Raw genomic sequence first — 25,847 nt, forward strand, 5'->3', positions numbered from 1 at the left:
AACGCGTTGACCTGAACGGCTTCGTTCATTGCAGAACTCCTTGCTGGCGCGACTGCCAGTTGTCGGGCAGCGCGCCCTTGATGATAAGGCTGAGCACGTCGTCCTTGCTGACCTCGCCAATCGCATGCGAGCCCACTTTTTCACCGCGGTTCATCACGACGACCCGATCGCAAAGGTCGAACACGTCGTGCATGTCGTGGCTGATGAGAAAGATGCCGAGCCCCTCGTTGCGCAGCTGCTTGATGAGTTCGCCCACCATCGCCGTTTCCGCCGGCCCGAGGGCAGCCGTGGGCTCGTCCATGATGAGGATCTTGGCGTCGAAATAGATCGCCCGGGCAATGGCGATGACCTGGCGCTGGCCGCCCGAAAGGCGCGCCACAGCATCAGTCAGGTTGCGGAAATTGGGGTTGAGCCGCGCCAAGACACGCTTGGATTCCTCGAGCATGCGCTTGTCATCGAGATTACCCCAGCGCGTGCGCAATTCACGCCCGAGAAAGAGGTTGGCCGGCGCATCGAGATGTTCGGCCAAAGCCAGGGTCTGGTATATGGTTTCAATGCCCTGGTCGCGGGCATCGGTGGGGGAGTTAAGGGAGGCGACTTCCCCCCGGATGCGGATTTCGCCCGCGCTCGGGGTCATGGCGCCCGAAAGAATGCGCATCAGGCAGGACTTGCCCGCGCCATTGTGGCCGAGCAGGCCGACCACTTCGCCGGCATGCAGATCAAGGCTGACCCCGTTGACCGCGCAAACGCCGCCAAAGTGCTTCTCGATATTGATCATCTCAATCAATGGCGTGGTCATGGCCTGCCCCTGATGTGACGCTGGTGTTTGCTGGGAGATGATCATCGGTGGCGCAACTGATCGATAAAGACAGCCAGGATCACCACGATGCCGATGACGATCTGCTGGATGAAGGATGAAACACCGGCCATGTTGAGGCCATTGCGCAGCACGCCGATAATGAAGGCGCCGATCAGGGTGCCCGAAATGGTGCCGACACCACCCATGAGGGAAGCGCCGCCGATCACGGCCGAAGCGATGGCATCGAGCTCGTACATCACCCCTTCATTGGGCTGGGCGGTGACGAGGCGCGACATCAGCACATTGCCCGCAACGCCGGCGAGACCGCCCGACAGCATATAAGCGGCGATCTTGGTGCGATCGACATTGACGCCGGCCAGCCGCGCCGCTTCCTCGTTGGAGCCGGTGGCATAAAGATGCCGGCCCAGCGGACGGCGGCGCAGCACATAGGCGGCGATGAGGGCGATGATGACGAGAAGAATGACCGGGTAAGGGATACCCGGAAAGACGACGCGCGACAGGCCATTGGGCAGCTTTTCGACCATGCGCCAAAGCGCGCCATTGCCCAGCCACGCAAAGGCCTCGCCCAGCTGCGAAATCGGCGCGGCGCCGGTCAGCTGCAGCGCAGTGCCGCGCGCGATCAACATCATGCCGAGTGTGGCGACAAAGGGCGTGATCTTGAGCTTGGTGATGACGAGACCATTGGCGAGGCCGCAAAGGGCCCCTACCCCGACGCCGGCCAGCATGCCGAGCGGCACGGGAACGCCGGCCTTGACCAGCATGCCGGTAGCCGTGCCCGAAAGGGCGAGCACTGCGCCCACGGACAGATCGATGCCGCCGGTGATGATCACCATGGTCATGCCAATGCCAAGAAGCGCGATGACCGAGGTCTGCAGCAAAACGGTCAGGCCGTTATTCACCGACAGAAAGGCTGCATTGCCGAAGGCGAAGACCGCGATCAGGATCGCCAGCGTGAACAAGGCGGAGAGCTTGTGCAGCGTTTCCCCGTTGATCCGGCCCGTGGGCCAGGATGTGCCGGTGGTGCTTTGGACGGCCGCCATGACTCTCCCAACTTTTCTGTTTTAAATTATTGAAACCAGCCTTTCGCCATTGCCTCTGCCCTGTCAATTGTTTTTAATGATTGTCGACAAATGTACTGGGGGCGCCTTGGGTGGCCAGAACTGACGAGCGCTTTCGCGAAGCTTTCAACAGCTTGCTGGATCGGTGCGAGGCGCTTGTACCAGGCGACCAATTGCCAGCCGAACTGGCGCTGGCGGCCGACCTGGAGGTCAGTCGCACCGTGGTGCGGGCCGCGCTTGAGCGTATGCAGGCCGAAGGCTTGATCGAGTGGAACGGCCGGCAAAAGACCTTGGTGCGTTTGCCCAAGCCGACCGACAGGCTGGCGGTGCAGGCCGACCAGATTTCCCTCGATGAACTTGAACGGCAGTTTCTTGACTGGATCTTGCGGTTCGACGTGGCGCCCGGAACCGCGCTCAACGTCACCTATCTGGCCAAGACCTTCCGGGTCACTGCCTATGGCCTGCAGGAGTTTCTGGCTTCACTCAGCCGTTTTGGGCTGGTGCGGCGGCGCCCAAGGGGCGGCTGGGAGCTGGTGGGGTTCACCCGGGACTATGCCGTTGAACTGTCCGACTTCCGCATGGTGCTTGAGCTCAATGCGGTTTCCCATGTGATTTCCCTGCCGCCGAGCGATCCGATCTGGGATCGGCTTGCCGTGCTCGAGGCGGATCACCGGCAACTCGCCGCTGAGATCGATACGCGCTACCACGATTTTTCGCTGCTCGATGAGCGCTTCCACACCACGATTGGCAAAACGGTGCGGAACCGCTTTGCCAGCGAGTTCCAAAAGGTCATCACCCTCGTTTTTCACTACCACTACCAGTGGGACAAAAAGGACGAGCGCGAGCGCAACACGGCTGCGGTGGGCGAGCATTTGCGGCTGATTGAGGCCTTGCAAGCGCGCGATGAGCAGGCAGCCCTCGCAGCTGCCCGGGAGCATCTGCAGACCTCCAAGCAGACCCTGCTCAATTCGCTCCGCATTCATGCCCTGCCCTGATAGCGGCAGTGCCGGGCCTACCTCTCCCGCGTCAGTGCAAGCGCCTTGCGAGCGGTGTCTTCGTCGCAGACCAGGGCGCTGCCCATGCGGGAGCGAAGGGCCCCGGCAATAGCGGCGGCCTTGGACAAGCCGCCGGCGGCAAAGATGACACGAGGCACCTTGGCCAGGATGGCGAGGGGAAGAGCAACGGCCCGACTATTGATCTCGTGATCGATCAGGGCGCCGTCCCGGTTGATGAACTGACCCAGAACATCCCCAACCGCCCCGGCGGCGAGCAGTGACTGCAGCTCCACATCCTGAGGCAAGCCATAGCGCATCAGCAGCGAGCGATCCGACAGATCGCCGATACTGACCAGGATGATGTCGTTCTTGGCGATCCGCTCAAAGGCACTCTGGAATTCGCGCTGGTTGAGGATCGCATCGCGTGACTGCGCACTGTCGGCATAAACCGGCGCGGCGAGATAAGCGCATTCGGCGTTGAGTTGGCGCGCCAAATCGCTGGCAATATCGAAAGTGTTGATGGCCAGCCCGCGGGTAAGGCCACCGATCACCGAGCTGACGCAAAGCTGCGGATATTTGGCGGCGGGCACGAAGCGCACCATTTCGCGCAAGGTCGCGCCCCAGGCGGTGCCGACGCCCGAGACCTCGTTGCTGCTGAGGAGCTGCATCAGATATTGCGCGGTGGCTTCCCCGATCAGCACCGGCACCATGTCGGGGTCCTTGGGCGTGGGCAGGATGATGGCGCGCTCAAGGTCAAACTCGCCCACCAGTTCCTGCTCGAGCTCGATGCAGCTGGTGAGGCTGGTATTGAGCGTGATGGTCACAAGCCCGGTGCGCCGCGCAACATTGATCAGCTTGTTGATGCGCGGCCGATTGGTGGAGAGAAGATCGGCTATCTCGGCCTGCGTGCGCCCTTCCTTGAAATAAAGCCAGGCGACTCGCACCAAGGTTTGGTCAAAAGGATGCTCGCCTGGCGTCAATTGCATGGAAGATCTCTACCCGTCTGGCCGTAACACGGTCAGGCCTTTACCACACTTGCACAGTGGACCAGCTCAGTTTCACTGTGCAAGCGCCTGCGGTCACTGCCATGGCCAACTATTGCGTGGCAATACGCTGGGTGGTTTTGGCGTTGAACTGGTGCAAGGCCGCGTGCTCTGCCCAAAGGGTAATGGTCTTGCCGTCCTTGATTCCGCTGGCATCGTCGAGGCTGGCGACCAGCGGATCGGCATAGCCGTCCAGTCGTAGGTGCACATGGAACTCGTTGCCCAGCGGCTCCACCAGTTCCACGACGCCCGTGAAGCTGATGGCAGGAGCCGCAGGCTGGACCAACGAAAGCGAGTCCGGACGAACGCCCACGATGTCGGCTGCAGAATCATAGATGGGATGACCGGCCGCAGCCGATCCCAGCGCCTTGATCGGCAAAAGGTTCATCGGCGGGGAGCCGATAAAGCTAGCGACAAACAGGGTCGCGGGGGTCTGGTAGACCTCCATGGGCGTGCCGATCTGCTCGATCCGGCCGGCATTCATCACCACCAGCCGGTCGGCAAGGGTCATGGCCTCCATCTGGTCGTGGGTGACGTAAATGGAAGTCGTGCGCAGGCGGCGCTGCAGCTTGCGGATTTCCACCCGCATCTGCACGCGCAGTTTGGCGTCGAGGTTGGACAAGGGCTCGTCAAAGAGGAACGCGGCAGGGTTGCGGACAATGGCGCGCCCCATGGCCACGCGCTGGCGCTGCCCGCCCGAAAGCTGTCCAGGACGGCGATCGAGCAAGGGGCCGATCTCGAGAATGCGCGCGGCTTCTTCCACCCGGCTGGCAATATCGGCCTTGGAATAATGGCGATTGCGCAGGCCGTAGGAGAGGTTCTCGCGCACCGACATATGCGGGTACAGCGCGTAGTTCTGGAACACCATGGCGATGTCCCGATCGGCCGGTTCGACCGTGCTCACATCCTTGTCGCTGATGCGCAGAACGCCCGAGCTGATCGATTCGAGCCCGGCCACCATGCGCAGCAGCGTCGATTTTCCACAACCCGAGGGCCCCACCAGGACGATCATCTCGCCATCCTCGATGCTGAGGCTAACCCCTTTTACCGCCTCAACATTTCCGTAGCGCTTGCGCAGGTTTTCAAGCTCGATGCTGGCCATATCCGGTCTCCTCCAATCACTGTCTTACATTTGTAACATGACGTTGACACTATTCAAGGGTCCCGCTAGCGTTGCTCATGCTCCGTTAGAGAGCTGACTGGCCGCCCAGTCTGGGCGAACCCCAATGAGGAGGGCTTAATGAAGATTTCCAAGTCCAGATTGCCTGGCTTTATCAACGCTGCTGCGGGCCTCGTGACCGCTTCGGTGTCGGTTCTGGCGCTGACCGCTCCCGCCATGGCGCAGGATCGCATCACCATAGAGTGGTGGCATGCACTGGGTGGGCGCCTGACGCCCATCGTCGACGAGCTCGTCACCAAGTTCAACGACTCCCAGGACGAGTTTCAGCTGGTTGCCACCAACAAGGGCAATTACGAAGAAGCCATGGCTGCCATGATCGCGGCTTACCGGGTCAAGCAGCACCCGGTGCTGTCGCAGACCTCAGAGCGCACCTTCCTGACCATGATTCATTCCGGCGCCACGAAGCCGGTGCCCGAGCTGATGGAAGAGCAGGGCTACGAGATCGACTGGAGCAATTTCGTTGCGCCAGTCGCTGAATACTATTTCCAGGATGGCAAGCCGGCAGCAATGCCGTTCAACTCCTCGACGCCAGTGTTCTGGTACAATGCGGACCACTTCAAGGCCGCCGGCTTTGATGCACCGGGCGAAACCTGGCAGGAAGTTGAGCAGCAGCTTTATGCGATCAAGGAGCAGGGCATCAATGATTGCTCGATGGCCCTGGCGCGCGACTTTGTTTGGAGCCTGATCGAGAACTATTCGGCCATGCACGACCAGCAATATGGCACGCTGGCCAATGGCTTTGATGGGCTGGCAACCGAGTTCACCTTCAACAAGAGCCCGCTGATTGTTGGCCAGCTCGAGCGCCTGGACAAGTGGATGGACGATGGCGTCCTCCAGATCGCCGGCCAGGGCCTCAACCCCGAAGAGCTGTTCATCTCGGGCAAGTGCTCCACTATCACTGCCTCCACCGCGGCGCATGCCGGCGTGGAAGCGGGCGCGCAGTTCAACTGGGGTGCCACTTATCTCCCCCACGAAGAAGGCGTTGAGCCCAAGAACAGCACCATCGGTGGGGGTGCATTGTGGGTCTTGGCCAACAAGAGCGAAGAAGAATACAAGGGCGCCGCAGCGTTCCTGAACTTCGTGGCTTCCCCGGAAATCCAGACCTGGTGGGCTGGTGCGACCGGCTATGTGCCCGTGACCAACCAGGCCTATGACAAGTTCAAGGCGGACGGCTACTACGACGAGCATCCGACGCGCGAAATTGCCATTCTCCAGCTCAACCGCGGCACCCCGACCGAAAACTCGCGCGGCTTCCGCTTTGGCAACCACAACCAGATCTTCGAGATCATGAACCAGGAAATCCAGGGCGTCTGGACGGGTCAGCAGACTCCCCAGGAAGCATTGGACAAGTCCGTTGCTCGCGGCAACGAGGTCCTGCGTCAGTTCGAGCAGCTCAATGCCAACAAGTGAAGACGTCATTCTAGCAGGGAGCGCCTCCGGGCGCTCCCTCAGCTTTGACCTGCGCGGCATGGTGGCAGGGCTCCTGCGTCCGTCCGATGCCGGGCTCAAAGCCAACCATTTCAGGCGGCCTGGCCTGGCTGCCGCGCTGCTGGCGCCGCAGCTGCTGATCCTGCTGTTTTTCTTCTTTATCCCGTCCTACAAGGCGCTCTCGCTGGCCTTTGTGCAGGTGGATCCGTTTGGCGGCAACACGATGTGGGTGGGCCTTTCCAACTTCACCCAGCTGTTTTCCAGCGCCGAATATCGCGCCAGCGCCTCCTTCACCGTGTTTTTCACCGTGGTGACGAGCGTTGCTACGCTCCTGCTCGCCGGCATCTTTGCTTTCGCCACCGACTTCGTGGTGCGCGGCAAGGGCATCTACAAGAGCATCATCCTTCTCCCCTATGCCATTGCCCCCGTGATTTCCGGCGTGCTCTGGGCCTTTCTGTTCAACCCCGCCGTGGGCCCGATCGCGCAGTTCCTCCATTCGCTCGGCATTCCTTGGGACCCCAATCGCCGTCCGGCCGATGCCCAGACGCTGCTGATCATCGCCGCGGTGTGGAAGCATATCTGCTACAACTACATCTTCCTGGCCGCCGCCTTGCTGGCCGTCCCTACCTCCCTGCTTGAAGCGGCCACGCTCGATGGCGCCAAGCCCCTGCGCCGGTTCTTTACCGTGTCGCTGCCGCTGGTGACGCCGACCATCTTCTTCCTGATCGTCATGAACTTCGTTTACGCGATGTTCGAGACCTTCGGCATTGTTGATGCGGTTACCAGAGGCGGTCCGGCAGCAGCCACCAATATCCTGGTCTACAAGGTCTACCAGGAAGGCTTTGTGCAGCTGAACCTGGGTTCATCGGCCGCCCAGTCGGTGGTGCTGATGATCGTGGCGATTGCCTTCACCGTCCTGCAGTTCCGCGCCCTTGAGCGCAAAGTCAATTACGGGGTCTGAGCATGATCCAGAACCGGACCCTCACCATTGTCTGCCATGGCATCCTGATCTTTGGTGCCTTGCTGGTCTGTCTGCCGCTTTACTTCGCCTTTGTGGCCAGCTCGCACACGCTTCAGGAAGTGCAGCAATCCCCTTTCCCGGTGCTACCGGGGCTGCACTTCTTTGACAATGTCGCCCAGGCCTGGAACGAGGGCAATTTCGGCCGGCTGTTCCTCAACTCGATCATCGTCACCTGCGGCATCGTGATCGGCAAGCTTGCCATTTCGCTGCTGGCGGCCTTTGCCATCGTTTACTTCCGCTTTCCCTTCCGGATGACGGCGTTCTGGCTGATCTTTGTGTCCCTGATGCTGCCCGTGGAAGTGCGCATCATCCCCACCTATGAGGCCGTTGCCGACGTGGCGGGGCCCCTGCGCTGGGTGGTCGATATTTCGGGCCTGTCCGGGTTGATCGCCTCCCTGACCGGTTACCGGGTCGAGACCGCGCTCAACTGGAGCCTCGTCAACACCTATCAGGGCCTGATCCTCCCCCTGATTGCCTCGGCTTCGGCGGTGTTCCTGTTCCGCCAGTTCTTCCTCACCGTGCCCGAGGAGCTCTGCGAAGCGGCGCGCCTCGACAAGGCGGGACCCATGCGGTTCTTCTGGGATATCCTGCTGCCGCTCTCCAAGGCCAATATCGGCGCGCTGGCGATCATCCTCTTCATCTTCGGGTGGAACCAGTATCTCTGGCCCCTCCTCTTCACCACCGACAAGAGCATGGCCACCGCCGTGCTTGGCCTCAAGCAATTGGTGCCAGTTGCCGATGCGGAACCGGCCTGGAATCTGGCCATGGCCGCGGCGTTCTTCGTCATGTTGCCCCCCGCCGTCATCATCCTGGCGATGCAGGGCCTGTTCACCAAAGGACTTGTCGATTCCGGCAAGTAAGCTTCAACCAAGAGGGTATCTGAAGTGGTTCAAATCGTGGGTCACCGCGGCGGTCGCAACGTGTGGCCAGAAAACAGCCTGGGCGGCTTCGAGAAGGTGCGCGCGCTCGGCGTCGATGCCGTGGAGTTCGATATCCACCTGACCAAGGCGGGCGAGCTCCTGTGCATCCATGACGCCACGCTCGAGCGCACGACGCTGGGCACCGGTCTTGTGGCCGATCTGCCGGTGGATGGGCGCAAGAACGTGATCTTGCGCGACAGCGACAGCGAGCACATCCCGACTTTCCGCGAAGTGCTCGAACTGTTCGCCGACAGCACGCTCGAACTCCATATCGAGCTCAAATCCGATCACGACCACAAGCCCTATCCGGGCATTGTGCCCGCCGTGCTCGCCGAGATGGAGCGCTTCAACTTTGGGGATCGGGCCGTGCTCACGAGCTTTGATCCCGATGTGCTGCGCGACATCCGCACAGCGGTGCCCAATGGGCGGCGCCTCGCTTCGATTGACCGGCACTCGGCCGAGCGCCTCGGCGGGCTGCCGGCAGCGCTCACTATGCTCGGCGAACTCGTCGAGATCGTCGCGGTGGAACGCAGCGTCCTCCTCGAAAATCTTGATTTGGTGAAGTCCATCGTGCCGATGAACCGATGGGCGGTATGGATGTGCAACGATGCCGAAAGCATCGAATACTGGCTGCAGCAGCCCGTGTTTTCCATCACCTCCGATGTTCCCGATCTCGCCATTTCCGTAAAGGAAAAGCTTCGTGGCTGATTCAATACTCGACGCCGACGGGGCCGCGGCCGGCCCCATTATCTTGCACAACACCGACCTCGTAATCTTCGATTGCGATGGAGTGTTGATCGACAGCGAGATCATTGCCAGCCGCACCATGGCCGAAGCCCTCACCGATGCGGGCTTTCCCATGACGCAAACCGAAGCCCATGTGACTTTTACCGGCAATTCCGAGCGGGACACCAAGGCTTATCTGACTGAAAAGCTCGGCGTCACGGATCTCGACGCGCTGTTCACCGCCTGGGGCAAGCGCCTTTACAAGGGCTTTGAAGCCGTCGAAGAGATCGAGGGCATTGCCGATGTGGTGACACGCCTCAACCGCCCGATCTGCGTGGCCTCCAACAGCTCGCTTTACCGGCTGACTCGCAGCCTTGGGCGCGTCGGGCTCTGGAAGGCCTTTCATGGTCATGTGTTCAGCGCTGATCACGTTGCCCATCCCAAGCCGGCACCGGATTTGATGCTGCACTGCGCCGCTGAAATGGGGGCCGATCCGCGCCGCTGCATTATGGTGGATGACAGCCCCCACGGGGTCGAAGGCGCCCTTGCCGCCGGCATGATCGCCATCGGCTTTGTGGATCTGCGCGATCCCCGAGGCAAGCGGGCCGAAGTGCTGCGCGAAGCGGGGGCGCATCTAGTCGCGAAGGGCAGCGGCGAATTGCAGGCCTGCCTCGAGCAAGCAGATCTGCTGCTCGGCAACAGTTCTGCCCGCCCTCAAGACGCTACCCTGGGCTCTGGCTCAGAGGCTCGCTAACAGGTCCCATGCCCGACCGCCCCTCGCGTGGCCGGGTATCCAGGCTCGAAATGCCCGAGCCCTACCAGTTGCTTTCCAGCGCTTCGCGAGCCTGATCGTCGCTCCAGCTGGCGGGCACCCAAACCCCGATCTGCTTGCCTTCGCGCTCGATATGAGCGTGCCGCATCGGCGTCGCGCCCGTAGCGCCAGGGCTTTCGTCATGCTCGTATTCGGCCAGCTCGTGGCTGAATTCCTTGCCGTGCCAGTCGCCGTGATGCAACCATCGGCCAGTGAATTTTTCTGGGAGTATGCTCATGCTCAACCTCGTTGTTATTTCCACAACGCCAATCCCTTTGATCCGGCTCCGTCAAAAAGCGTCACGCCAAGGCGTAAGCAAAGATAAATGCTATGCCATTTGGACCCCGGGCCTAGTGAAAGCCGGTGAAGATGACAGAAGAGGGCAAGCGCTAGATTGCCAAGCGGCGCCTCTCGATAGTATGCCGGCTGCAACAGCGCTATCGGGGTCCACAAAATCTACCAGCCAAAGAAAATCGGCCTGATCGGTGCGGGAGCCATCGGGCAGTCGCTTCTGAGCGCCCTTCGGACAATGGCCGAAATTGAACTCGCCTTTGTGCTGGTGCGCGACGCGCAAAAGCTGGAAGGCCTCAAGATCGACCCCAGACTGGTTGTCACTGAGCCAGAGGCGGCCTTCGAGCGGGATGCCGATCTTGTGGTTGAGGCCGCGATGCCGGCGCTAGTCTCGGCGCTGGCGCCAAGATTTCTCGAGCGCGCCGATTTTTGCGCCTTCAGCTGCTCGGCTATGGCCGATGCGCAAACAGACAAATCGGTCCGTGCTGCCGCCGCCAGCTCTGGACGCCAGTTCTATGTTCCCCATGGGGCGATTTTGGCGCTGGACGGCATCGCTGATGGGCGCGAGCTTATCGAGAGCGTCACCATTACCACCACCAAGAGCGGCAAGAGCCTAGGCGTCGATCCGGCGGGCCGAGGGGTGCTGTTCGAGGGGCCCGTGCGTGAGGCCTGTCGGTTGTTTCCCCGCAATGTGAATGTGCATGCAGCCATCGCCCTCGCCGGTATCGGCTTTGACCGAACAATCAGCCGGATCGTCGCGCAACCCGATCTGCCGACTAATGACCATCGCATCGAAGTCACCGGGACCGGATTCAACTGGGACATCAGCGCGTCCTCGCGCTCGCTCGGGGGCGTTACCGGCTCATACACGCCCCACTCCGCCGTGGGCTCGCTTCGCCGCATCCTGGGTGGGACCGGCGTGACGCTCGTTTAGTGGCCGTGACGAGCGATCGTATTAGTCCCAGAGCCGTGATGACCCACAACAAAAAGCTGGCTAAGAGATAGTCACCCGAGCCCCTGGAGCTCATCTTCCCGCCTCCCTGTCCAGGTCTGCCCAAATCAAAGCGCCATTCGGTCGAGAATAAAGGACGTTGCATGTCGATTCAGAGCAAGTTCAGCAAGTTGGGCACCCAGAATGCCCCGGGGCAGGAAACCCGTCAGGCTATCTCGGGAACCGAGGGTTTCCTGAGCGGAGAAAAACTGACGGGCACTCCAGTCGATTTCTCCCATGGCGATGTGGATGCCCATGAGCCCACGCCTGGAGCGCTGGACCTGTTCAACGCCGGCGTCGCCAAGGGCGGCTCGCAGGCCTATACAGAATATCGTGGCTCCGGCGAAATCCGCGAGGAGGTCGGCGCAAAACTTGCCGAGTTCACCGGCGCGAGGGTGGAGGCGCGCGACGGGCTGATCATCACCCCCGGCACCCAGGGGGCGCTGTTCCTCGCGGTCGCCGCCACCATGGTGCGCGGCGACAAAGTCGCGATCGTCCAGCCCGATTATTTCGCCAACCGCAAACTCGTTGAATTCTTCGAGGGCGAAATGGTGCCCGTGCAACTGGGCTATCGACAAGCTCCAGCGGGGCAAGCCGGACTGGATCTCGACCAGCTGGAAGCCGCCTTCCAGGCCGGCGCCAAGCTTTTTCTCTTTTCCAACCCCAACAATCCCGCCGGCGTCGTTTATTCGAGCGACGAGATCGCCAGTATCGCCGCCCTCGCCACACGCTATGGCGCCAGCGTGATCGTGGATCAGCTTTATTCGCGGCTGCTTTATGAGGGCGTCGCCTATACTCATCTGCGCGCAGGCGCGGTCGACGCCGAGAACGTCGTGACCATCATGGGGCCATCCAAGACCGAATCCCTCAGCGGCTATCGCCTGGGCGTCGCCTTTGGCTCGAGCGAAATCATCGAGCGCATGGAAAAGCTTCAGGCGATCGTGTCCCTGCGCGCCGCCGGCTACAACCAGGCCGTGCTGCGCAGCTGGTTTGATGAGCCCGCCGGCTGGATGGACGACCGCATCGCCCAGCACCAGGCCATCCGCGACGATCTGGTGGAGCAGTTCCGCTCCATCGAGGGCTGCTTTGTCCGCACGCCCGAAGCGGGCAGTTACCTCTTCCCGCAATTGCCCGAACTGAGCATCGAGCCGGCGCAGTTCGTGACCGCGCTGCGCGTGCTGGCTGGTGTGACCGTGACACCCGGCACCGAGTTCAGCCCCCATTCGGGTGCCAGCATCCGGCTGAACTTCTCCCAGGATCATGCCGCGTCGGTCGCTGCCGTCCAGCGGCTTGCCACGCTGGTGGAACGCCATCGGGGTTAGAGCGTAAACTCGCGTCAAGCTGGGCAAATAGTGGCGGGCTCGAGAGATTGGATTGACCGCGCTGATTGGGCCTGATGAAGTAAAACTTACAGGCAGCGGCGCAGCTTAGCTGCGCTCTGCCGCCCACACCGCAATAATAAGCTGCCCAATATGGGCGCGACCGGGAGACCACCAAGATGAAGCGAATTGTAACGGGACTGCTGCTGGCATCCACTTTCCTGGGCTCGTCGGGGCTGGCTTTCGCCCAGCAGACGACGCTCACCATCGAAAGCTGGCGCAACGACGATCTGCCCATCTGGAACGAAAAGATCATTCCCGCCTTCGAGGCCGCTCATCCCGAGATCAATGTCGAATTCGCGCCCCTGGGCCCGACTGAATACAATTCGGCTGTCGGCGCCAAGCTGGAGGCGGGTACCGCCGGCGATCTCATCACCTGCCGCCCCTTCGATCTGGCGCTCGCCCAGTTCACCCAGGGCTATCTGGCGCCGCTCAACGACCTGCCGGGCATCGAGAATTTCTCCGATGTCGCCAAGTCTGCCTGGACCACCGATGATGGCGCCACGACTTTCTGCGTGCCCATGGCTTCGGTGATCCATGGGTTTATCTACAACAAGGACATCTTTGCCGAACTGGGCCTCGAAGTGCCCGCGACGGAAGACGAGTTCTTCGCCGTCCTCGACGCCATCAAGGAGGATGGCACCTATACGCCCCTGGCCATGGGTACCAAGGACCAGTGGGAAGCGGCCACCATGGGCTATTACAACATTGCCCCCAATAGCTACAAAGGCGAGGAAGGCCGCCTGGCGCTGATCGCGGGCGAGCAGAAGCTGACCGATCCGCAATGGGTCGAGCCCTACACGACCCTCGCGCGCTGGAGCGACTATCTGGGGGACGGCTTTGAAGCCCAGACCTATCCCGATAGCCAGAACCTCTTCACCCTCGGTCGCGCCGCCATCTTCCCAGCCGGCTCGTGGGAAATCTCCGTGTTCGAGCCGCAGGTCGACTTCGAGATGGGCGCCTTCAAGCCACCGGTGAAAGCCGCCGGCGACACCTGCTACATCTCGGATCACAACGATATCGGCCTGGGGCTCAATGCCGCTTCGCCCAATGCGGAAGCGGCGCGCACCTTCCTATCCTGGGTCGCCTCCACCGAGTTCGCCGAAATCTATGCCAACGCTTCGCCCGGCTTTTTCAGCCTGAACTCGGCGGCCGTGCCGCTCGAGAACGAACTGGCCCAGGAATTCGTCTCCTGGCGCGAGGATTGCGAGACCACCATTCGCCACCCAGCCGCCATTTTGGGCCGGGGCGAGCCCAATCTCGACATCGAGACCTGGCGTGAATCGGCCAATGTGATCAACGGCACCACCACTCCGGAAGATGCCGCCAAGATCACCCAGGATGGCCTCGCCTCCTGGTATGAGCCGCAGCAGTCCAACTAAGCGCCTATGACCATGGGGCTGCGGAGGCTTGATCCTTTGCAGCCCTTTTTGCTCGCCGCCCCCGGCCGCACTGGAACAGCATGACCGTCGACGCCCCCTCCCCGCTCCCTGCCGTTTCGTCCAAGCCGCGGCGCTGGCACATTCTGATGTTTCTGGCGCCGGCACTGCTGGTCTATACGGTGGTGATGATTTACCCGCTGCTCGAAACGCTCCGGCTCTCGCTGTTTGTGGCAGGTCCAGAGGGGCAGCGTTTTGTCGGCCTCGACAATTTCAACCGCCTTCTGGGTGACCCGCGCCTAGCCGCGAGCTTCTGGAACGCGCTGTCGAACAACTTCATCTTTTTTGCCATTCACATGCTGGTGCAGAACCCCATCGGCATCCTGCTGGCTGCACTCCTGTCCATGCCCGGACTTCGCCTGCGCGGCTTTTACCGCACCGCCATGTTCGTGCCGACCATTTTGTCCTTTGTCATCATCGGCTTTATCTGGAAGCTGATCCTGTCCCCGCTGTGGGGCGTGTCGCCCTATCTACTCGATCTGGTCGGGCTCAAGCACCTGTTCGCGCCCTGGCTGGGCGAGGCGCATTCGGCGCTGATCACCGTGTCGCTGATCTCGGTTTGGCAATATGTCGGCATTCCCATGATGCTGATCTATGCCGCACTGTTGTCGCTCCCCGATGATGTGATCGAGGCGGCAGAGATCGATGGCGTCACCGGCTTTTCGCAGTTCTTCAAAATCCAGCTGCCGCTGATCCTGCCGACCATCGGCATCATCTCGATCCTGACCTTCGTCGGCAATTTCAATGCGTTCGACCTGATCTATGCCGTCCAGGGCGCCATTGCCGGGCCGGATGGATCGACCGACATCCTGGGCACGCTGCTCTATCGCACCTTCTTTGGCTTCCAGACCCAGCTGGGCGACCGGCATCTTGGCGCCACCATCGCAACGCTGATGTTCTTCATCATCCTGGCCGGCGTTGCCGTTTATCTCTTCGGCATCCAGCGCCGCATGCGCCGGTACCAGTTCTGATGGCCCAGACCCGCACGTCCCTCCGCAGCCAGATCGCGGCCCATGCCGTCCTCATTACCTATACGGTGATCGCGCTGTTCCCCGTGTTCCTGATCATCGTCAACTCGTTCAAGTCCAAGCGCGCGATCTTCAACTCGCCCCTCGAAGTGCCGACGCCCGAAACCTTCACCCTGATCGGCTACGAGACCGCGCTTGGACAGGGCAATTTCCTGCTCTACTTCTCCAACAGCTTGCTGGTGACGGTCGCGTCGCTGTTTTTCGTGCTGCTGTTCGGCGCCATGGCCGCTTTTGCGCTCTCGGAATACCGCTTCCGTGGCAACACGCTGATGGGGCTATACCTCGCGCTCGGCATCATGATCCCAATCCGCCTTGGTACCGTCGCCATCCTGCAGCTGATGGTGGCGGGCGGGCTGGTCAACACGCACTGGGCGCTGATCCTCGTTTACACCGCCCAGGGTCTGCCGCTGGCGATCTTCATTCTCTCGGAATTCATGCGGCAGGTCTCGGATGATCTCAAGAATGCCGGCCGCATCGACGGGCTGTCGGAATACAAGATCTTCTTTCGCCTGGTGCTGCCGCTGGTGCGCCCGGCCATGGCAACCGTCGCCGTCTTCACCATGATCCCGATCTGGAACGATCTGTGGTTCCCGCTGATCCTGGCCCCGGGCGAGGCGACCAAGACCATCACCTTGGGCTCGCAGATCTTTATCGGGCAATATGTCACAAACTGGAATGCGGTGCTGGCGGCGCTGTCGCTGGCGATCCTGCCGGTTCTGGTTCTTTATCTTATCTTCTCGCGCCAGCTGATCCGCGGGATTACCTCGGGTGCTGTGAAATGACCGATCAACCTGTTCGCGTGCTTGTTGCCGGCTTGGGAACCATGGGGCGCAGCCATGCGCTGGCTTATCACAATGAACCCGGTTTCGAGATCGTGGGCGTGGTGACCCGCAGCGGCAAAGTGCCCGAAGAGCTCAAGGCCTATCCGCATTTCGCCGATTTCTACGAGGCGCTGGCGGCGACCAAGCCAGAGCTCGCTTCCATCAACACCTATACCGACACCCACGCCCCCTATGCCATCGCGGCGATGGAAGCAGGCGCCCATGTGTTTCTGGAAAAGCCGATCGCCGCCACGGTGGAAGACGCCCGCCGAGTGGTGGGAACGGCGAAGAAGCACCAGCGCAAGCTCGTTATCGGCTATATCCTGCGCCACCATCCGTCCTGGATCGACTTCATTGCCAAGGCGCGCGAACTGGGCCCGCCTTATGTGTTCCGCCTCAACCTCAACCAGCAATCGGCCGGCTCGTTCTGGAAGGTACACAAGACCTTGATGGAGTCCACTTCGCCTATCGTAGACTGCGGCGTGCATTATGTCGACGTCATGTGCCAGATTACCGATGCCAAGCCCGTGCAGGTGCGCGGATTGGGCGTGCGGCTGACCGACGAGATTGCGCCCGAGCAGTTCAACTACGGGCATCTGCAGGTCGCGTTCGATGACGGCTCGGTTGGCTGGTACGAAGCGGGCTGGGGCCCGATGATCAGCGAAACCGCGTTTTTCGTCAAAGACGTAATTTCGGCTAAGGGAGCGGTGTCGATCGTCATGGACGAAGGCGCACGTTCCTCGGACCATTCGACCCACACCAAGACGGCACGCATCCGCACCCACCATGCCGAACTGCAGGCCGATGGCAGCTTTGCGCGCGCCGATGAATGGCTGTCCACCGAAGATGAGCCCGGCCATGATGAGCTCTGTGCACGCGAGCAGCGCTTCATGCTGCGGGCCATCCGCGAGGACATCGATCTCTCCAAGCACAATGAAGACGCGGTGCGCTCGCTCGAGATCGTCCTCGCCGCCGACCAGAGCGCGCGCGAAATGCGCGCCATCGACCTTTAGGACCAGACATGGCTGACATTGCTACCCGCCTGCGCCTCAATGCCGTGACCAAGAGCTTTGGCTCGACCGAGGTTATCCGCGGCGTCGATCTCGAAGTGGGCGATGGGGAATTCGTGGTTTTTGTCGGCCCCTCTGGCTGCGGCAAGTCCACCCTGTTGCGCATGATCGCGGGGCTCGAGGACGCCAGTTCGGGCAGCATCGAAATCGACGGCAAAGTGGTCAACAACCTGCCGCCCGCCAAGCGCGGGATCGCCATGGTGTTCCAGACCTATGCCCTCTATCCGCACCTGACCGTGCGCAACAACATGGCGCTAGCGATGAAGCAGGCGGGCGAGCCGGCGGCCGACATCGAAGCACGGGTGGCGGAAGCCAGCCGCATGCTGTCGCTCGAGCCCTATCTCGAGCGGCGGCCCGCCGAGCTTTCGGGTGGCCAGCGCCAGCGTGTCGCCATTGGGCGCGCCCTGACGCGCAAGCCCAAGCTCTTTTTATTCGACGAGCCGCTCTCCAATCTCGATGCCGCGCTGCGCGTCAATACGCGGCTCGAGATCGCCCGGCTGCACCGGCAACTCAAGGCCACGATGATCTATGTCACCCATGACCAGGTCGAGGCCATGACCTTGGCCGACCGGATCGTCGTGCTCAACGCCGGCAGGATCGAGCAGGTCGGCTCGCCCATGGAGCTTTACAACAAGCCCGCCAGTACCTTTGTCGCCGGCTTTATCGGTTCGCCGCAGATGAACTTCATTCCGGCTGAAAAGCTGGGTGTTGCCGGCGCTGCCACCATCGGTATCCGGCCCGAGCACCTGACGGTCAGCACCACCGAGGGGCAGCTTGCAACCCGCGTGATGCATGTGGAGCATCTGGGCGCCGACACCAATCTTTATCTCGAAAGCGAAGCGGCGGGACTGATCACCGTCCGCTTGTTTGGCGAACAAGCCTTCATGCCCGACACCACGGTATTTGTTACCCCCAACCCGCTTTACCTGCACCGCTTCGATGTACAAGGCCGGGCCGTAGCCTGACCATCAGGACATTTGCCGTTTCAACACCGCTCGCGCCCGCCTCGACACAGCCGGCACCGACATGATGATCGTGATCACGATCACGAGGCAAAGGACGGCACTGATGGGGCGGGTGAAAAATGGCGAGGGATCGCCATTGGTCAATTGCAGGCCGCGGCGCAAATTGAGGTCGAGCAAGTCACCCAGGATGATGCCGAGCACCAGCGGGGCCATGGGGTATTTCATCTCTCGCAAAACGAACCCGACAATGCCAAAGCACAGCATCACATAGACGTCGAACATGCGTTGCGTGATGGCGAACGAGCCAACCACGCAGAGAACATAGATCACCGCCATCAGCCGTTCCCGCGGCACCATCAGGACCTTGATGAACAGCTTGGTGAGCGATAGCCCGAAGATGAAATTGGCCAAGGTGGCCAATAGCAGCATGGCGACCACCTGGTAAAGGAAGGCCGGGTTCTCCACCATCAGCATCGGGCCGGGTCTGATGTCGTGGATATACATGGCCGCGATCAGCACCGCTGCCGCGGCAGAGCCGGGCAATGCCAGGGTCAGGGTCGGGATCATGGCAGCCGAAACCACGGCATTGTCCCCGGTTTCGGCGGCGATCAGGCCCTCCTGACTGCCTTTACCGAATTGCTCTGGATGCTTGGAGGCGCGCTTGGCGGCGGCATAGGAGGTCCAGGAGCCAACGTCTTCGCCAACGCCTGGGATGATGCCGACAAAGGTGCCGATCAAGCCCGAGCGAATGATCGTGCGCCAATAGCGAAAGACTTCCCCGAGGGTAGGAACGACGCGGTCATTGACCGCGGCAATCTGGGCCACCGCGCGCCGCTTCATCGCTGAAAGAATTTCGGCAAAGCCGAAGGCACCGACCATGGCGGGGATAAGGTCGATGCCGCCACCGAGCGCCTGGATACCGAAGGTAAAGCGCTGATGGGCATGCAGGGTTTCCATTCCGATCATGGCAATGAGCAAGCCCAATATGCCGGCGATATAGCCCTTGAGCGGCGTGTCGCTACCCGACATTTGGCCCGAAATCACCACCCCGAACAGCGCCAGCCAGAAATACTCGTAGGAGCCAAACTTCAGCGCGGCCTCGGACAGGAGCGGGGCGATGATGGCGAGAAAGAAGATGCCGACCAGGGTGCCCAGCGTCGAGGAGGTTGTCGCGAGCCCCATCGCCAGCCCCGCCTTCCCTTGCAGAGCCAATGGGTGACCATCCAGCGCTGCGGCAGCATTGGCGGGCGTGCCCGGAATATTGAGCAGGATGGCGGTGCGGCTGCCGCCATAGATGGCACCCAGATAAACGCACATCAGCGTCAGGATCGCTTGATCGGGTGCCATTTTGTAGGTGAGCGTGACGAGGAGGGCAACGCCCATGGTCGCGGTCAGACCCGGCAGGATGCCAATCACCAGGCCGAGGAGCGTAGCCCACACGACATTGAACAAGGACTGGGGATTGAGGAAGTGACCAATCCCCTGCCCCAGCAGCAGCAATCCATCGAACATGAACAAATCCTAGGGCAAGCGCACCAGAAAAACGCGGGCAAAGACGAGGTAGATTCCGGTGCCGCCCGCAACCGCGATGCCGAGCGCCCAGACCGCACTTTGCAGTGGGGGCATTGGCGCATCGGTCAGAACGACCTCGAACAGCACGATAAAGCTGAAGATGAAGAGCATGGACGCCGCCCAAAACGGCAACCAACCCACGAGGATAAGGGTGTAAAACAGGGCGAGGGCCATCACCGCGAGTACGCGCCGCGCTTCGGGGGTCACCAGTAGTGCCGCAAGTCCCTGCCACGCACCAGGCGCCTTGATGCGCCAGGAGCGCACCGCGAGCAGAGCGCTACACAGTGTCAGCAAGACGCCCAAGACAAAGGGAACCAGTCCCGGGATCGTCGCAGGATTGATCCGGCGCGCTTCGAGCCGCGGCATGGTCCAGGATAGGTAGATCACGGCCAACCCCAATGCGAGCAGCACCAGGGCGGTCAGGAGATCGGCGCGAGAGCGAATTGCTTCGTCCCCGGGGGTGTTCGTAGTGTCCATCGCGGTACTCTTGAGACGGCCTGACGAAGAGGGAGGAGGTGGCGGGCTCCCGCCCGCCACGATGCTCTAGGGCGTGCCAACTTCGGTGCGGGTTGCGCAATCAATGCCGATGGTCGAGGGATCGTTGACAGCCTCCCCCCGGTCCACTGAAGAACAAGCCTCAAGAATAACAACAGGCATGGCCAGTTCACGCGCCTTGGGGCCGTAAGAAGGGGCGAACACGGCGCCGAAGGTTTCCGCATAGGACTTAAGTTCGGGCGAAGTCATCACCTTCTCCTCCCAAATCCGGTCCAGCGTCGCCAGCACTTCGGGTGGCGAATCGGCAGGAAGGAAGATGCCGAAGTAATCGGGTGCCAGTTCCATTTCCGGCAGCCAGTTGGTGATCGGCGGAATGGGCTCAACACCCTCCAGCACCAGCGGCTGGTCGGACAACACGGCCAGAGCCTTGAGGCGACCGCCGCGGATCAACTCGGTCTGCTCCACGGCCAATTGCGTGGTCACCATGGCTTCGCCCGATGCTGTCGCAATGGCGGCGGGGCCACCGCCATCATAGGTGATCATGTTGTATTCAAAATCGGCCGCGTCGCTGAGCGCGGCAACAGCGGTTCCGCCCGAGGAGGTTATGCCGGCAGTGGCAACCGTAATCTCCGGGCCCCGGGTCCTAAGCGCTTCGAGCAGCTGGCCGAAATCGGTGAATTCGCTATCAGCGGGAACGCTGACCACCGGCACATTGGCGACGGAAAGGTAGATATGCCAGTCGTCGATGTCGGTATCTTCGAGCAGTCCCGAAACCGAGTAGGTCGCGTTGTTGGCAATCGCGTTTGCCGTCCAGGTATAGCCATCATGGGGGGCGTTCAGCACCTCCTGGGTACCGATCGCACCAGAAGCGCCCGGCTGATTGACGACCACAACTTCAACGCCCAGGGCCTCAGCCAAGATGGGAGCTGTAACCCGGGTAACCTGATCAGTGGAGCCGCCAGCCCCCCAGGGCACGATCAGATTGATTGGACGATCGGGCTTCCACTCCTGCGCGGCCGTCAAGGACGTGCCCAGCATCAGCGCTGACGCGCCGCTCGCCAAGACAAACAGCATTCGTCTGTTCATCGAATTTCCTCCCAATGTGCACGTGATCCGGATATTTCCGTGATCACCTCGCCAGATTGCTGTTCCTCCGCAGCCTCTGTCAACCACTAAGTAACCGCCTGGTTACAGAGTGAAGGCTTCTAGACCGACGTCTGCCTATCCCGGCAAGCGGACCGTCAAGCGCGACCAAAAAATTGGGCGACACGCTCGATTATGCGATCGGCCAGATCCTGTTTGGTTCCGGCGCCAAGATCGGTGACCCCGTCGGCGGCAACAAGATGAATGTGATTCAGCTCGCCGCCAAACACACCAGCGGCGGATGACACGTCATTGGCTAGGATCCAGTCGGCGCCCTTGGAGCCCAGCTTTGCCTGGGCATTGCTGATAAGGTCATCGGTTTCAGCAGCGAACCCAACAACTAATTGTGGCCTCTGGTGATGGTGGCCGATGGTCGCGAGGATGTCAGGGTTGCGCACGAGCTGAATAGAGAGTTGTTCGTCGTCGCCGCCCTGCTTCTTGAGCTTGCTGGAAGCAATTGTTGCCGCCCGCCAGTCGGCCACCGCGGCGACAAAGATTGCGCCGTCTACCGGCAGAGCGCCGGTGGCGGCCTCCAGCATTTCCGCTGCCGTCTTGACGTTGATAACCGTTACGCCCTTGGGGTCCTGCATGGTGGTCGGGCCGGAGACCAGCGTGACCGCAGCGCCTTCGCGCGCCAGGGCGGCCGCGATGGCATGGCCCTGCTTGCCCGAGGACCGGTTGGAGATAAAGCGCACTGGATCGATCGGTTCTTCGGTTGGGCCCGAGGTCACGAGAAAGGAAAACCCGGCGAGCCTTTGCTGTTTTGGCGCGAGGGCTTGTCGGGCAGCCTCGAGTATTTTCATTGGTTCTGCCATTCGGCCAAGCCCGGCTTCCCCAGACTCCGCCATTTCCCCGCTCTCCGGCCCAACAAACAACACGCCGTCGGCCTTGAGTGTCGCGACATTGCGCCGGGTGGCGGGGTTGTCCCACATCTTTGGGTTCATGGCTGGGGCAACGAGGACCGGACTGTCGCGCGCCAACAAAATTGCCGTTGCAAGGTCGTTGGCGAGGCCAAGCGCCATCCGGGCCATGAAATCGGCGGTGGCGGGCGCGACAACAATGAGATCGGCCTCGCGTGCAATTCGGATATGGCCGACATCGGCTCCGGCGACCGGCTCGAAGAGGTCGGAAGCAACCGGCTGGCCGCTTACCGCCGCAAGGGTAGTCGGGGCGATGAAATTGTGCGCGCCCTCCGTCATCACACAGCGCACCTTGGCGCCCTGTTCTCTCAGTCGGCGCACAAGATCGGGTGCCTTGTAGGCGGCAATGCCGCCCGAAACGATAACCAGGATCTGCTTGTCGCTAATGCTCATGGTTGCTCCTGTCGCAGCCGGGCAATCTCAAAGCCCCGGGACCTTTGGTCGGCTCGCAACAAGCGGCCAGCTTCGAGATCGATGTCGAAAACGCGCACCTGACTGCGGCCAAGCAAGCTCAGGAGGTCTGCGGTGGTTTGGGGGTCGGGATGGGCGAGGCCGGCCACGCCCGAACTTGGGTGCTCGCCCCCACCGACGCGCACCGGATAGGCCCAGTCGCTGACGGCGACATATGCGGCCTGTTCGAAGGCGCGCGCAATCATGGCATGTCTCCAGCGCGCCCGGGCCATGTGGGGAGTGCTTTTTCGGCTAACCGACAGCGCTGGAACAAAGATGATTTCCGGCGGGGTCTCAAGATGGCGGTAAGTCTCGACATGAAAGAAATCGGCACAAACCAGGACGAAACACTGCACCCCACCAATGTTGAAGCTGGCTCCCGCGCGTTCCCCCGCTTGGGAGATGTTCCGCTCCCGGCCGTAGGGATTAGCCTTCTGGTACCGTGCAACGACGGCGCCGCCGGGGTCGACAACAATGCCTTGGTTCACGGGGAGCGCGCTGAGGTTGTCGAACTGGCTGCCACCAACAACATGGCAGCCGAACTCTCGCGCCATCTCGGCAACGGCCGTGTGGTAGTCCGCTGGTGAGTAGCCCTCCCCAACCAGCTCGGGCAAGAGAATGACGTCATCCTGATCACCCTTGAAGGCGCGTCTTTTAATGCTCTTTGCGATCCTGCCGATATCGTCTCCATCGAGCATTCGGACCTTGGGCTGTGTCAACACGACCTTCAACGGCGCGCTCCAATACGGTTCGAAAGGCACATGGCCGGTGCAAGCAAGAAAATCAACCGCTGCCCAGGGATCAACCAAGGTTAACATAAGAGCGGCGACAGACGCGGCTGCGCCATCGGAAGCCCTGTTGGGGATTTTCAGGGTCAGCGTTGAACGCTGCCCTCTCCCGGAGCTTGCACAAGTGCTTCCAGCAGGCAGGCTGTGCCTTGCTGCACCAAGATGGAGCGCTCACATCGCCGGAGCGTGAACCGGATTTTTGCCTGAACATACGGCAACTTGCTGCCGCTTTGAGCAGAATAATCGCTGTGCTGTTTGCTGTTGTGCGAGCCACACAATCAATGTTGACACGCCCTTTGAAAGCCGCCTAGCTTGAAAATACTTTACAAGAAAGTACTCGCCCCACCTGGGGCCGGCACAAGAAGAACGCGGGGTAGCGAATTCATGCGGGTCGGCATAATCGGTCTCGGATTTCGTTTGGGCTATCTAGCGCGGGTGTTTTCCGCAGCCCGGGACGACTTCGAGATTGTGGGCTATGTGGATCCCGCTCCCGCCGGCCTGTCCTATGCGCAGGAACACGGTGTTTCCGTCGGTTATGCCTTCCAAAGCCTTGAGGCGCTGATCGAAGAGGGCCAACTCGATCTGCTGATGGTCGGCTCACCCAATCACCTGCATCTCGAGCACATCCGCATCGGGCTTGAGCGCGGCATGAAGATCTTTGCCGAAAAGCCCGTCGTTACCTCAGTCGATGACACCATGGCGCTGGCCGAACTGCTCGGGCAATACGGCTCGGATCGGGTTATGGTCGGCCTCGTGCTGCGCTATGCGCCGCTATACCAGGATTTGCGCCGGGCGCAGGCGGAAGGCCAGTTGGGCGATATCGCGGCCATCGAGGCTTCCGAGACCATCCCGCCTTATCACGGCGCTTTTTTCATGCGTGATTGGCGCCGTTATGAGCGCTATGCCGGCAGCTTCATGCTCGAAAAATGCTGCCACGACCTTGATCTTTATAATGGGGTAATGGGATGCCGGCCGCTGCATGTGGCGAGCTTCGGCGGTCGCCGCAGCTTCACGCCAGACAATTCACCACAGGGCGCCGGCGCCAACGATCTCGAAGTTTATCATCGCAAGCCCTCGGGCTGGGAAGGCTCCGACAAGGTCTTTGATAGCGATGGCGACATCATCGATTTCCAGACTGCGATCGTGCAGTACGAAACTGGCGCTGCGCTAACCTTCCACACCAATCTCAACGTGCCCGACGATTACCGGCGCTTTGCGGTGATTGGCGCCAGGGGCATGGCCGAAGGCGACTTCGTGCGCAATTACTTCAAGGTCACCGATAGTCGCACCTCCGAGCGGCTCGAAGACAAGACCTACAAGGCAAGCGACCTCTCGGTACATTACGGCGCCGATGAGCAGATGGCCGAGGACATTTTGCGGCACCTAACCGAGGGGGTGCCCCTGCCGGTATCGGTCACCGATGCGCTTGAGGCAGGCTTGCTGGCGCTGGCCATGGACCAAGCGATGAAAACGCGATCGGTGGTCGACATGACCCCGATCTGGCAGCGCTTCGACACTGCACTCGGCCGAAGCCAGTAAGGGGGACCGCCGATGACCAGCACCAGAAGCGCAACAGTTTTCGCTCTCGCCCTGCTGGCTCCGGCCCTGATCTACATCCTGACCATTGTCGCCTATCCGCTGGTCGACACGGTCATTCTCTCCTTCACCAATGCCGCCCTGCGCCCTGGCTATGATTTCGTGGGCTGGGCCAATTACGAGCGCATCTTTGGCGCCGGCAATTTCACCGAAATCATCATCCGCACCATCATTTGGACCTTCTTTTCGGTCTCCATAAAGATGATCATCGGCATGTGCGGGGCCGTGCTGCTCAATGCGGCTGTCCCCGGCCAGACGCTGTTTCGCATCCTCACCATGCCGCCCTGGATCGTGCCCATCGCGATCGGCATCTTCATGTGGGGCTGGATGTATAATGGCCAATTCGGGATGATCTCGGGCCTGCTGCAGAATTTCGGTCTGATCAACGGTCCCGTCGCGTGGCTCGCCTATGGCCACACCGCCTTTTGGGCCACCATCGTCACCGATGTGTGGATCGGCGTGCCCATGGTCACGATCTATTTCCTCGCGGCCATGCAGTCGATCCCCAAGGATCTCTACGAGGCCGCCTGGACCGATGGTGCCGGGCGCTTTTATCGCTGGCGCCGCATCACCCTGCCGCTGATGGTGCCGGCCATCGTCACCATGAGCCTGCTCTCGCTTATCGCCACATTCAATTCCTTCGACATCATCTGGATCCTGACCCAGGGCGGCCCCTCGGGCTCGACCACGACGATGATCATCGACACCTACAAGACCGCAATGGGCAGCCGCAAATATGGCGAGGGCGCTGCGCGGGCCGTGGTGATCTGCATCTTCGTGTCGATATTCTGCCTCGTTTATTTCCGCGCCGTGCGCCGCCTCGGGCAAGGAGAACCCAAGTGACCGATGTGCCCCATTCCCAGGAAGTTGCGGCCGTCGATGAGGCGGCGCTGGTGC

The 25,847-nt window shown here is 61.2% G+C and carries 25 protein-coding genes; 15 read left to right on the plus strand and 10 right to left on the minus strand.

Features of this window, described 5'->3' with window-relative positions; genetic code table 11:
• Nucleotides 1–25: 25 nt before the first annotated feature.
• Together AC3YOG_RS15925 and AC3YOG_RS15930 are read right to left on the minus strand one after the other, a co-directional pair.
• A complete protein-coding gene (locus AC3YOG_RS15925; protein ID WP_489935764.1) occupies nt 26–799 on the minus strand; it encodes an ATP-binding cassette domain-containing protein in 774 nt (257 codons plus the stop codon).
• Nucleotides 800–840: 41 nt separating this feature from the next.
• Entirely contained in the window at nt 841–1,860 is a 1,020-nt protein-coding gene (locus AC3YOG_RS15930; protein WP_489935765.1) for an ABC transporter permease, read from the minus strand.
• A gap of 110 nt (nt 1,861–1,970) precedes the next feature.
• Here AC3YOG_RS15930 and AC3YOG_RS15935 point away from each other — a divergent pair, with 110 nt between their 5' ends.
• Complete coding sequence (locus AC3YOG_RS15935; protein ID WP_489935766.1) at nt 1,971–2,873, plus strand: GntR family transcriptional regulator; 903 nt, start codon at nt 1,971–1,973, stop codon at nt 2,871–2,873.
• Nucleotides 2,874–2,890: 17 nt separating this feature from the next.
• Here the strand turns inward: AC3YOG_RS15935 and AC3YOG_RS15940 are convergent, their stop codons facing one another.
• Both AC3YOG_RS15940 and ugpC read right to left on the minus strand, forming a co-directional pair.
• A complete protein-coding gene (locus AC3YOG_RS15940) occupies nt 2,891–3,859 on the minus strand; it encodes a sugar-binding transcriptional regulator (RefSeq protein ID WP_489935767.1) in 969 nt (322 codons plus the stop codon).
• A 109-nt stretch (nt 3,860–3,968) separates the two neighbouring features.
• On the minus strand, nt 3,969–5,018 hold the full coding sequence (gene ugpC / locus AC3YOG_RS15945; protein ID WP_489935768.1) for a sn-glycerol-3-phosphate ABC transporter ATP-binding protein UgpC: 1,050 nt from the start codon (nt 5,016–5,018) through the stop codon (nt 3,969–3,971).
• Between the two features lie 138 nt (nt 5,019–5,156).
• Between ugpC and AC3YOG_RS15950 the strand changes: the two genes are divergently transcribed.
• Genes AC3YOG_RS15950 through AC3YOG_RS15970 form a run of 5 tightly spaced genes read left to right on the plus strand, consistent with a single transcriptional unit; the run spans nt 5,157 to nt 9,945 of the window.
• Nucleotides 5,157–6,506: an extracellular solute-binding protein gene (locus AC3YOG_RS15950; protein WP_489935769.1), complete on the plus strand. Its 1,350-nt coding sequence runs from the start codon at nt 5,157–5,159 to the stop codon at nt 6,504–6,506.
• Between the two features lie 58 nt (nt 6,507–6,564).
• The gene (locus AC3YOG_RS15955; protein ID WP_489935927.1) at nt 6,565–7,485 is read left to right on the plus strand and encodes an ABC transporter permease subunit; all 921 of its coding nucleotides are present in this window, start codon (nt 6,565–6,567) and stop codon (nt 7,483–7,485) included.
• 2 nt (nt 7,486–7,487) lie between these two features.
• Nucleotides 7,488–8,405 carry an ABC transporter permease subunit gene (locus AC3YOG_RS15960; protein WP_489888493.1) on the plus strand — a complete coding sequence of 306 codons (918 nt, stop codon included), beginning with the start codon at nt 7,488–7,490 and terminating at the stop codon, nt 8,403–8,405.
• Between the two features lie 24 nt (nt 8,406–8,429).
• The gene (locus tag AC3YOG_RS15965; RefSeq protein ID WP_489935770.1) at nt 8,430–9,173 is read left to right on the plus strand and encodes a glycerophosphodiester phosphodiesterase family protein; all 744 of its coding nucleotides are present in this window, start codon (nt 8,430–8,432) and stop codon (nt 9,171–9,173) included.
• The gene (locus AC3YOG_RS15970) at nt 9,166–9,945 is read left to right on the plus strand and encodes an HAD family hydrolase (protein WP_489935771.1); all 780 of its coding nucleotides are present in this window, start codon (nt 9,166–9,168) and stop codon (nt 9,943–9,945) included. The genes AC3YOG_RS15965 and AC3YOG_RS15970 overlap by 8 nt, the downstream gene beginning before the upstream one ends.
• Nucleotides 9,946–10,006: 61 nt before the next feature.
• Here AC3YOG_RS15970 and AC3YOG_RS15975 read toward each other — a convergent pair whose 3' ends face one another.
• A complete protein-coding gene (locus AC3YOG_RS15975) occupies nt 10,007–10,240 on the minus strand; it encodes a hypothetical protein (protein ID WP_489935772.1) in 234 nt (77 codons plus the stop codon).
• Nucleotides 10,241–10,498: 258 nt separating this feature from the next.
• On the opposite strand from AC3YOG_RS15975, the gene AC3YOG_RS15980 reads away from it, so the two are divergent.
• From AC3YOG_RS15980 to AC3YOG_RS16010, 7 genes are all read left to right on the plus strand, one after another.
• Nucleotides 10,499–11,227: an aspartate dehydrogenase domain-containing protein gene (locus AC3YOG_RS15980; RefSeq protein WP_489935928.1), complete on the plus strand. Its 729-nt coding sequence runs from the start codon at nt 10,499–10,501 to the stop codon at nt 11,225–11,227.
• A 161-nt stretch (nt 11,228–11,388) separates the two neighbouring features.
• Nucleotides 11,389–12,606: a pyridoxal phosphate-dependent aminotransferase gene (locus AC3YOG_RS15985; RefSeq protein WP_489935773.1), complete on the plus strand. Its 1,218-nt coding sequence runs from the start codon at nt 11,389–11,391 to the stop codon at nt 12,604–12,606.
• Nucleotides 12,607–12,782: 176 nt separating this feature from the next.
• On the plus strand, nt 12,783–14,045 hold the full coding sequence (locus tag AC3YOG_RS15990; RefSeq protein ID WP_489935774.1) for an ABC transporter substrate-binding protein: 1,263 nt from the start codon (nt 12,783–12,785) through the stop codon (nt 14,043–14,045).
• Between the two features lie 80 nt (nt 14,046–14,125).
• Nucleotides 14,126–15,073: a carbohydrate ABC transporter permease gene (locus tag AC3YOG_RS15995; RefSeq protein WP_489935775.1), complete on the plus strand. Its 948-nt coding sequence runs from the start codon at nt 14,126–14,128 to the stop codon at nt 15,071–15,073.
• Entirely contained in the window at nt 15,073–15,912 is an 840-nt protein-coding gene (locus AC3YOG_RS16000) for a carbohydrate ABC transporter permease (protein WP_172124587.1), read from the plus strand. Before AC3YOG_RS15995 ends, AC3YOG_RS16000 begins: the two co-directional genes overlap by 1 nt.
• Nucleotides 15,909–16,964: a Gfo/Idh/MocA family protein gene (locus AC3YOG_RS16005; protein ID WP_489935776.1), complete on the plus strand. Its 1,056-nt coding sequence runs from the start codon at nt 15,909–15,911 to the stop codon at nt 16,962–16,964. Before AC3YOG_RS16000 ends, AC3YOG_RS16005 begins: the two co-directional genes overlap by 4 nt.
• Nucleotides 16,965–16,972: 8 nt before the next feature.
• Complete coding sequence (locus tag AC3YOG_RS16010) at nt 16,973–17,986, plus strand: ABC transporter ATP-binding protein (protein ID WP_489935777.1); 1,014 nt, start codon at nt 16,973–16,975, stop codon at nt 17,984–17,986.
• Between the two features lie 3 nt (nt 17,987–17,989).
• On the opposite strand, the gene AC3YOG_RS16015 is transcribed toward AC3YOG_RS16010, so the two are convergent.
• From AC3YOG_RS16015 to AC3YOG_RS16035, 5 genes are all read right to left on the minus strand, one after another.
• Nucleotides 17,990–19,498, minus strand: a complete 1,509-nt coding sequence (locus AC3YOG_RS16015) for a tripartite tricarboxylate transporter permease (protein ID WP_489935778.1) — start codon at nt 19,496–19,498, stop codon at nt 17,990–17,992.
• A gap of 9 nt (nt 19,499–19,507) precedes the next feature.
• Nucleotides 19,508–20,035 (minus strand): tripartite tricarboxylate transporter TctB family protein, encoded by a 528-nt coding sequence (locus AC3YOG_RS16020; protein WP_489935779.1) that lies wholly within the window; start codon nt 20,033–20,035, stop codon nt 19,508–19,510.
• 66 nt (nt 20,036–20,101) lie between these two features.
• On the minus strand, nt 20,102–21,139 hold the full coding sequence (locus AC3YOG_RS16025) for a Bug family tripartite tricarboxylate transporter substrate binding protein (protein WP_489935780.1): 1,038 nt from the start codon (nt 21,137–21,139) through the stop codon (nt 20,102–20,104).
• A gap of 155 nt (nt 21,140–21,294) precedes the next feature.
• Nucleotides 21,295–22,509 carry a bifunctional phosphopantothenoylcysteine decarboxylase/phosphopantothenate--cysteine ligase CoaBC gene (gene coaBC, locus AC3YOG_RS16030; RefSeq protein ID WP_489935781.1) on the minus strand — a complete coding sequence of 405 codons (1,215 nt, stop codon included), beginning with the start codon at nt 22,507–22,509 and terminating at the stop codon, nt 21,295–21,297.
• The gene (locus tag AC3YOG_RS16035; protein WP_489935782.1) at nt 22,506–23,285 is read right to left on the minus strand and encodes a carbon-nitrogen hydrolase family protein; all 780 of its coding nucleotides are present in this window, start codon (nt 23,283–23,285) and stop codon (nt 22,506–22,508) included. Before AC3YOG_RS16035 ends, coaBC begins: the two co-directional genes overlap by 4 nt.
• 453 nt (nt 23,286–23,738) lie before the next feature.
• Between AC3YOG_RS16035 and AC3YOG_RS16040 the strand changes: the two genes are divergently transcribed.
• Together AC3YOG_RS16040 and AC3YOG_RS16045 are read left to right on the plus strand one after the other, a co-directional pair.
• A complete protein-coding gene (locus AC3YOG_RS16040; RefSeq protein ID WP_489935783.1) occupies nt 23,739–24,893 on the plus strand; it encodes a Gfo/Idh/MocA family protein in 1,155 nt (384 codons plus the stop codon).
• A 12-nt stretch (nt 24,894–24,905) separates the two neighbouring features.
• A complete protein-coding gene (locus AC3YOG_RS16045; RefSeq protein WP_489935784.1) occupies nt 24,906–25,793 on the plus strand; it encodes a carbohydrate ABC transporter permease in 888 nt (295 codons plus the stop codon).
• Nucleotides 25,794–25,847: the final 54 nt, after the last annotated feature.

The organism is Devosia sp. Z6_126 (genome assembly GCF_058133495.1).

Coding starts and splice junctions, on each gene's coding strand:
- AC3YOG_RS15955 (WP_489935927.1), top strand. CDS start 6,565: ATGGTGGCAGGGCTCCTGCGTCCGTCCGATGCCGGGCTCAAAGCCAAC.
- AC3YOG_RS16005 (WP_489935776.1), top strand. CDS start 15,909: ATGACCGATCAACCTGTTCGCGTGCTTGTTGCCGGCTTGGGAACCATG.
- AC3YOG_RS15940 (WP_489935767.1), bottom strand. CDS start 3,859: ATGCAATTGACGCCAGGCGAGCATCCTTTTGACCAAACCTTGGTGCGA.
- AC3YOG_RS16025 (WP_489935780.1), bottom strand. CDS start 21,139: ATGAACAGACGAATGCTGTTTGTCTTGGCGAGCGGCGCGTCAGCGCTG.
- ugpC (WP_489935768.1), bottom strand. CDS start 5,018: ATGGCCAGCATCGAGCTTGAAAACCTGCGCAAGCGCTACGGAAATGTT.
- AC3YOG_RS15985 (WP_489935773.1), top strand. CDS start 11,389: ATGTCGATTCAGAGCAAGTTCAGCAAGTTGGGCACCCAGAATGCCCCG.
- AC3YOG_RS15975 (WP_489935772.1), bottom strand. CDS start 10,240: ATGAGCATACTCCCAGAAAAATTCACTGGCCGATGGTTGCATCACGGC.
- AC3YOG_RS16000 (WP_172124587.1), top strand. CDS start 15,073: ATGGCCCAGACCCGCACGTCCCTCCGCAGCCAGATCGCGGCCCATGCC.
- AC3YOG_RS15925 (WP_489935764.1), bottom strand. CDS start 799: ATGACCACGCCATTGATTGAGATGATCAATATCGAGAAGCACTTTGGC.
- AC3YOG_RS15990 (WP_489935774.1), top strand. CDS start 12,783: ATGAAGCGAATTGTAACGGGACTGCTGCTGGCATCCACTTTCCTGGGC.
- AC3YOG_RS16015 (WP_489935778.1), bottom strand. CDS start 19,498: ATGTTCGATGGATTGCTGCTGCTGGGGCAGGGGATTGGTCACTTCCTC.
- AC3YOG_RS15995 (WP_489935775.1), top strand. CDS start 14,126: ATGACCGTCGACGCCCCCTCCCCGCTCCCTGCCGTTTCGTCCAAGCCG.
- AC3YOG_RS16010 (WP_489935777.1), top strand. CDS start 16,973: ATGGCTGACATTGCTACCCGCCTGCGCCTCAATGCCGTGACCAAGAGC.
- AC3YOG_RS16020 (WP_489935779.1), bottom strand. CDS start 20,035: ATGGACACTACGAACACCCCCGGGGACGAAGCAATTCGCTCTCGCGCC.
- AC3YOG_RS16045 (WP_489935784.1), top strand. CDS start 24,906: ATGACCAGCACCAGAAGCGCAACAGTTTTCGCTCTCGCCCTGCTGGCT.
- coaBC (WP_489935781.1), bottom strand. CDS start 22,509: ATGAGCATTAGCGACAAGCAGATCCTGGTTATCGTTTCGGGCGGCATT.
- AC3YOG_RS15950 (WP_489935769.1), top strand. CDS start 5,157: ATGAAGATTTCCAAGTCCAGATTGCCTGGCTTTATCAACGCTGCTGCG.
- AC3YOG_RS16040 (WP_489935783.1), top strand. CDS start 23,739: ATGCGGGTCGGCATAATCGGTCTCGGATTTCGTTTGGGCTATCTAGCG.
- AC3YOG_RS15960 (WP_489888493.1), top strand. CDS start 7,488: ATGATCCAGAACCGGACCCTCACCATTGTCTGCCATGGCATCCTGATC.
- AC3YOG_RS15930 (WP_489935765.1), bottom strand. CDS start 1,860: ATGGCGGCCGTCCAAAGCACCACCGGCACATCCTGGCCCACGGGCCGG.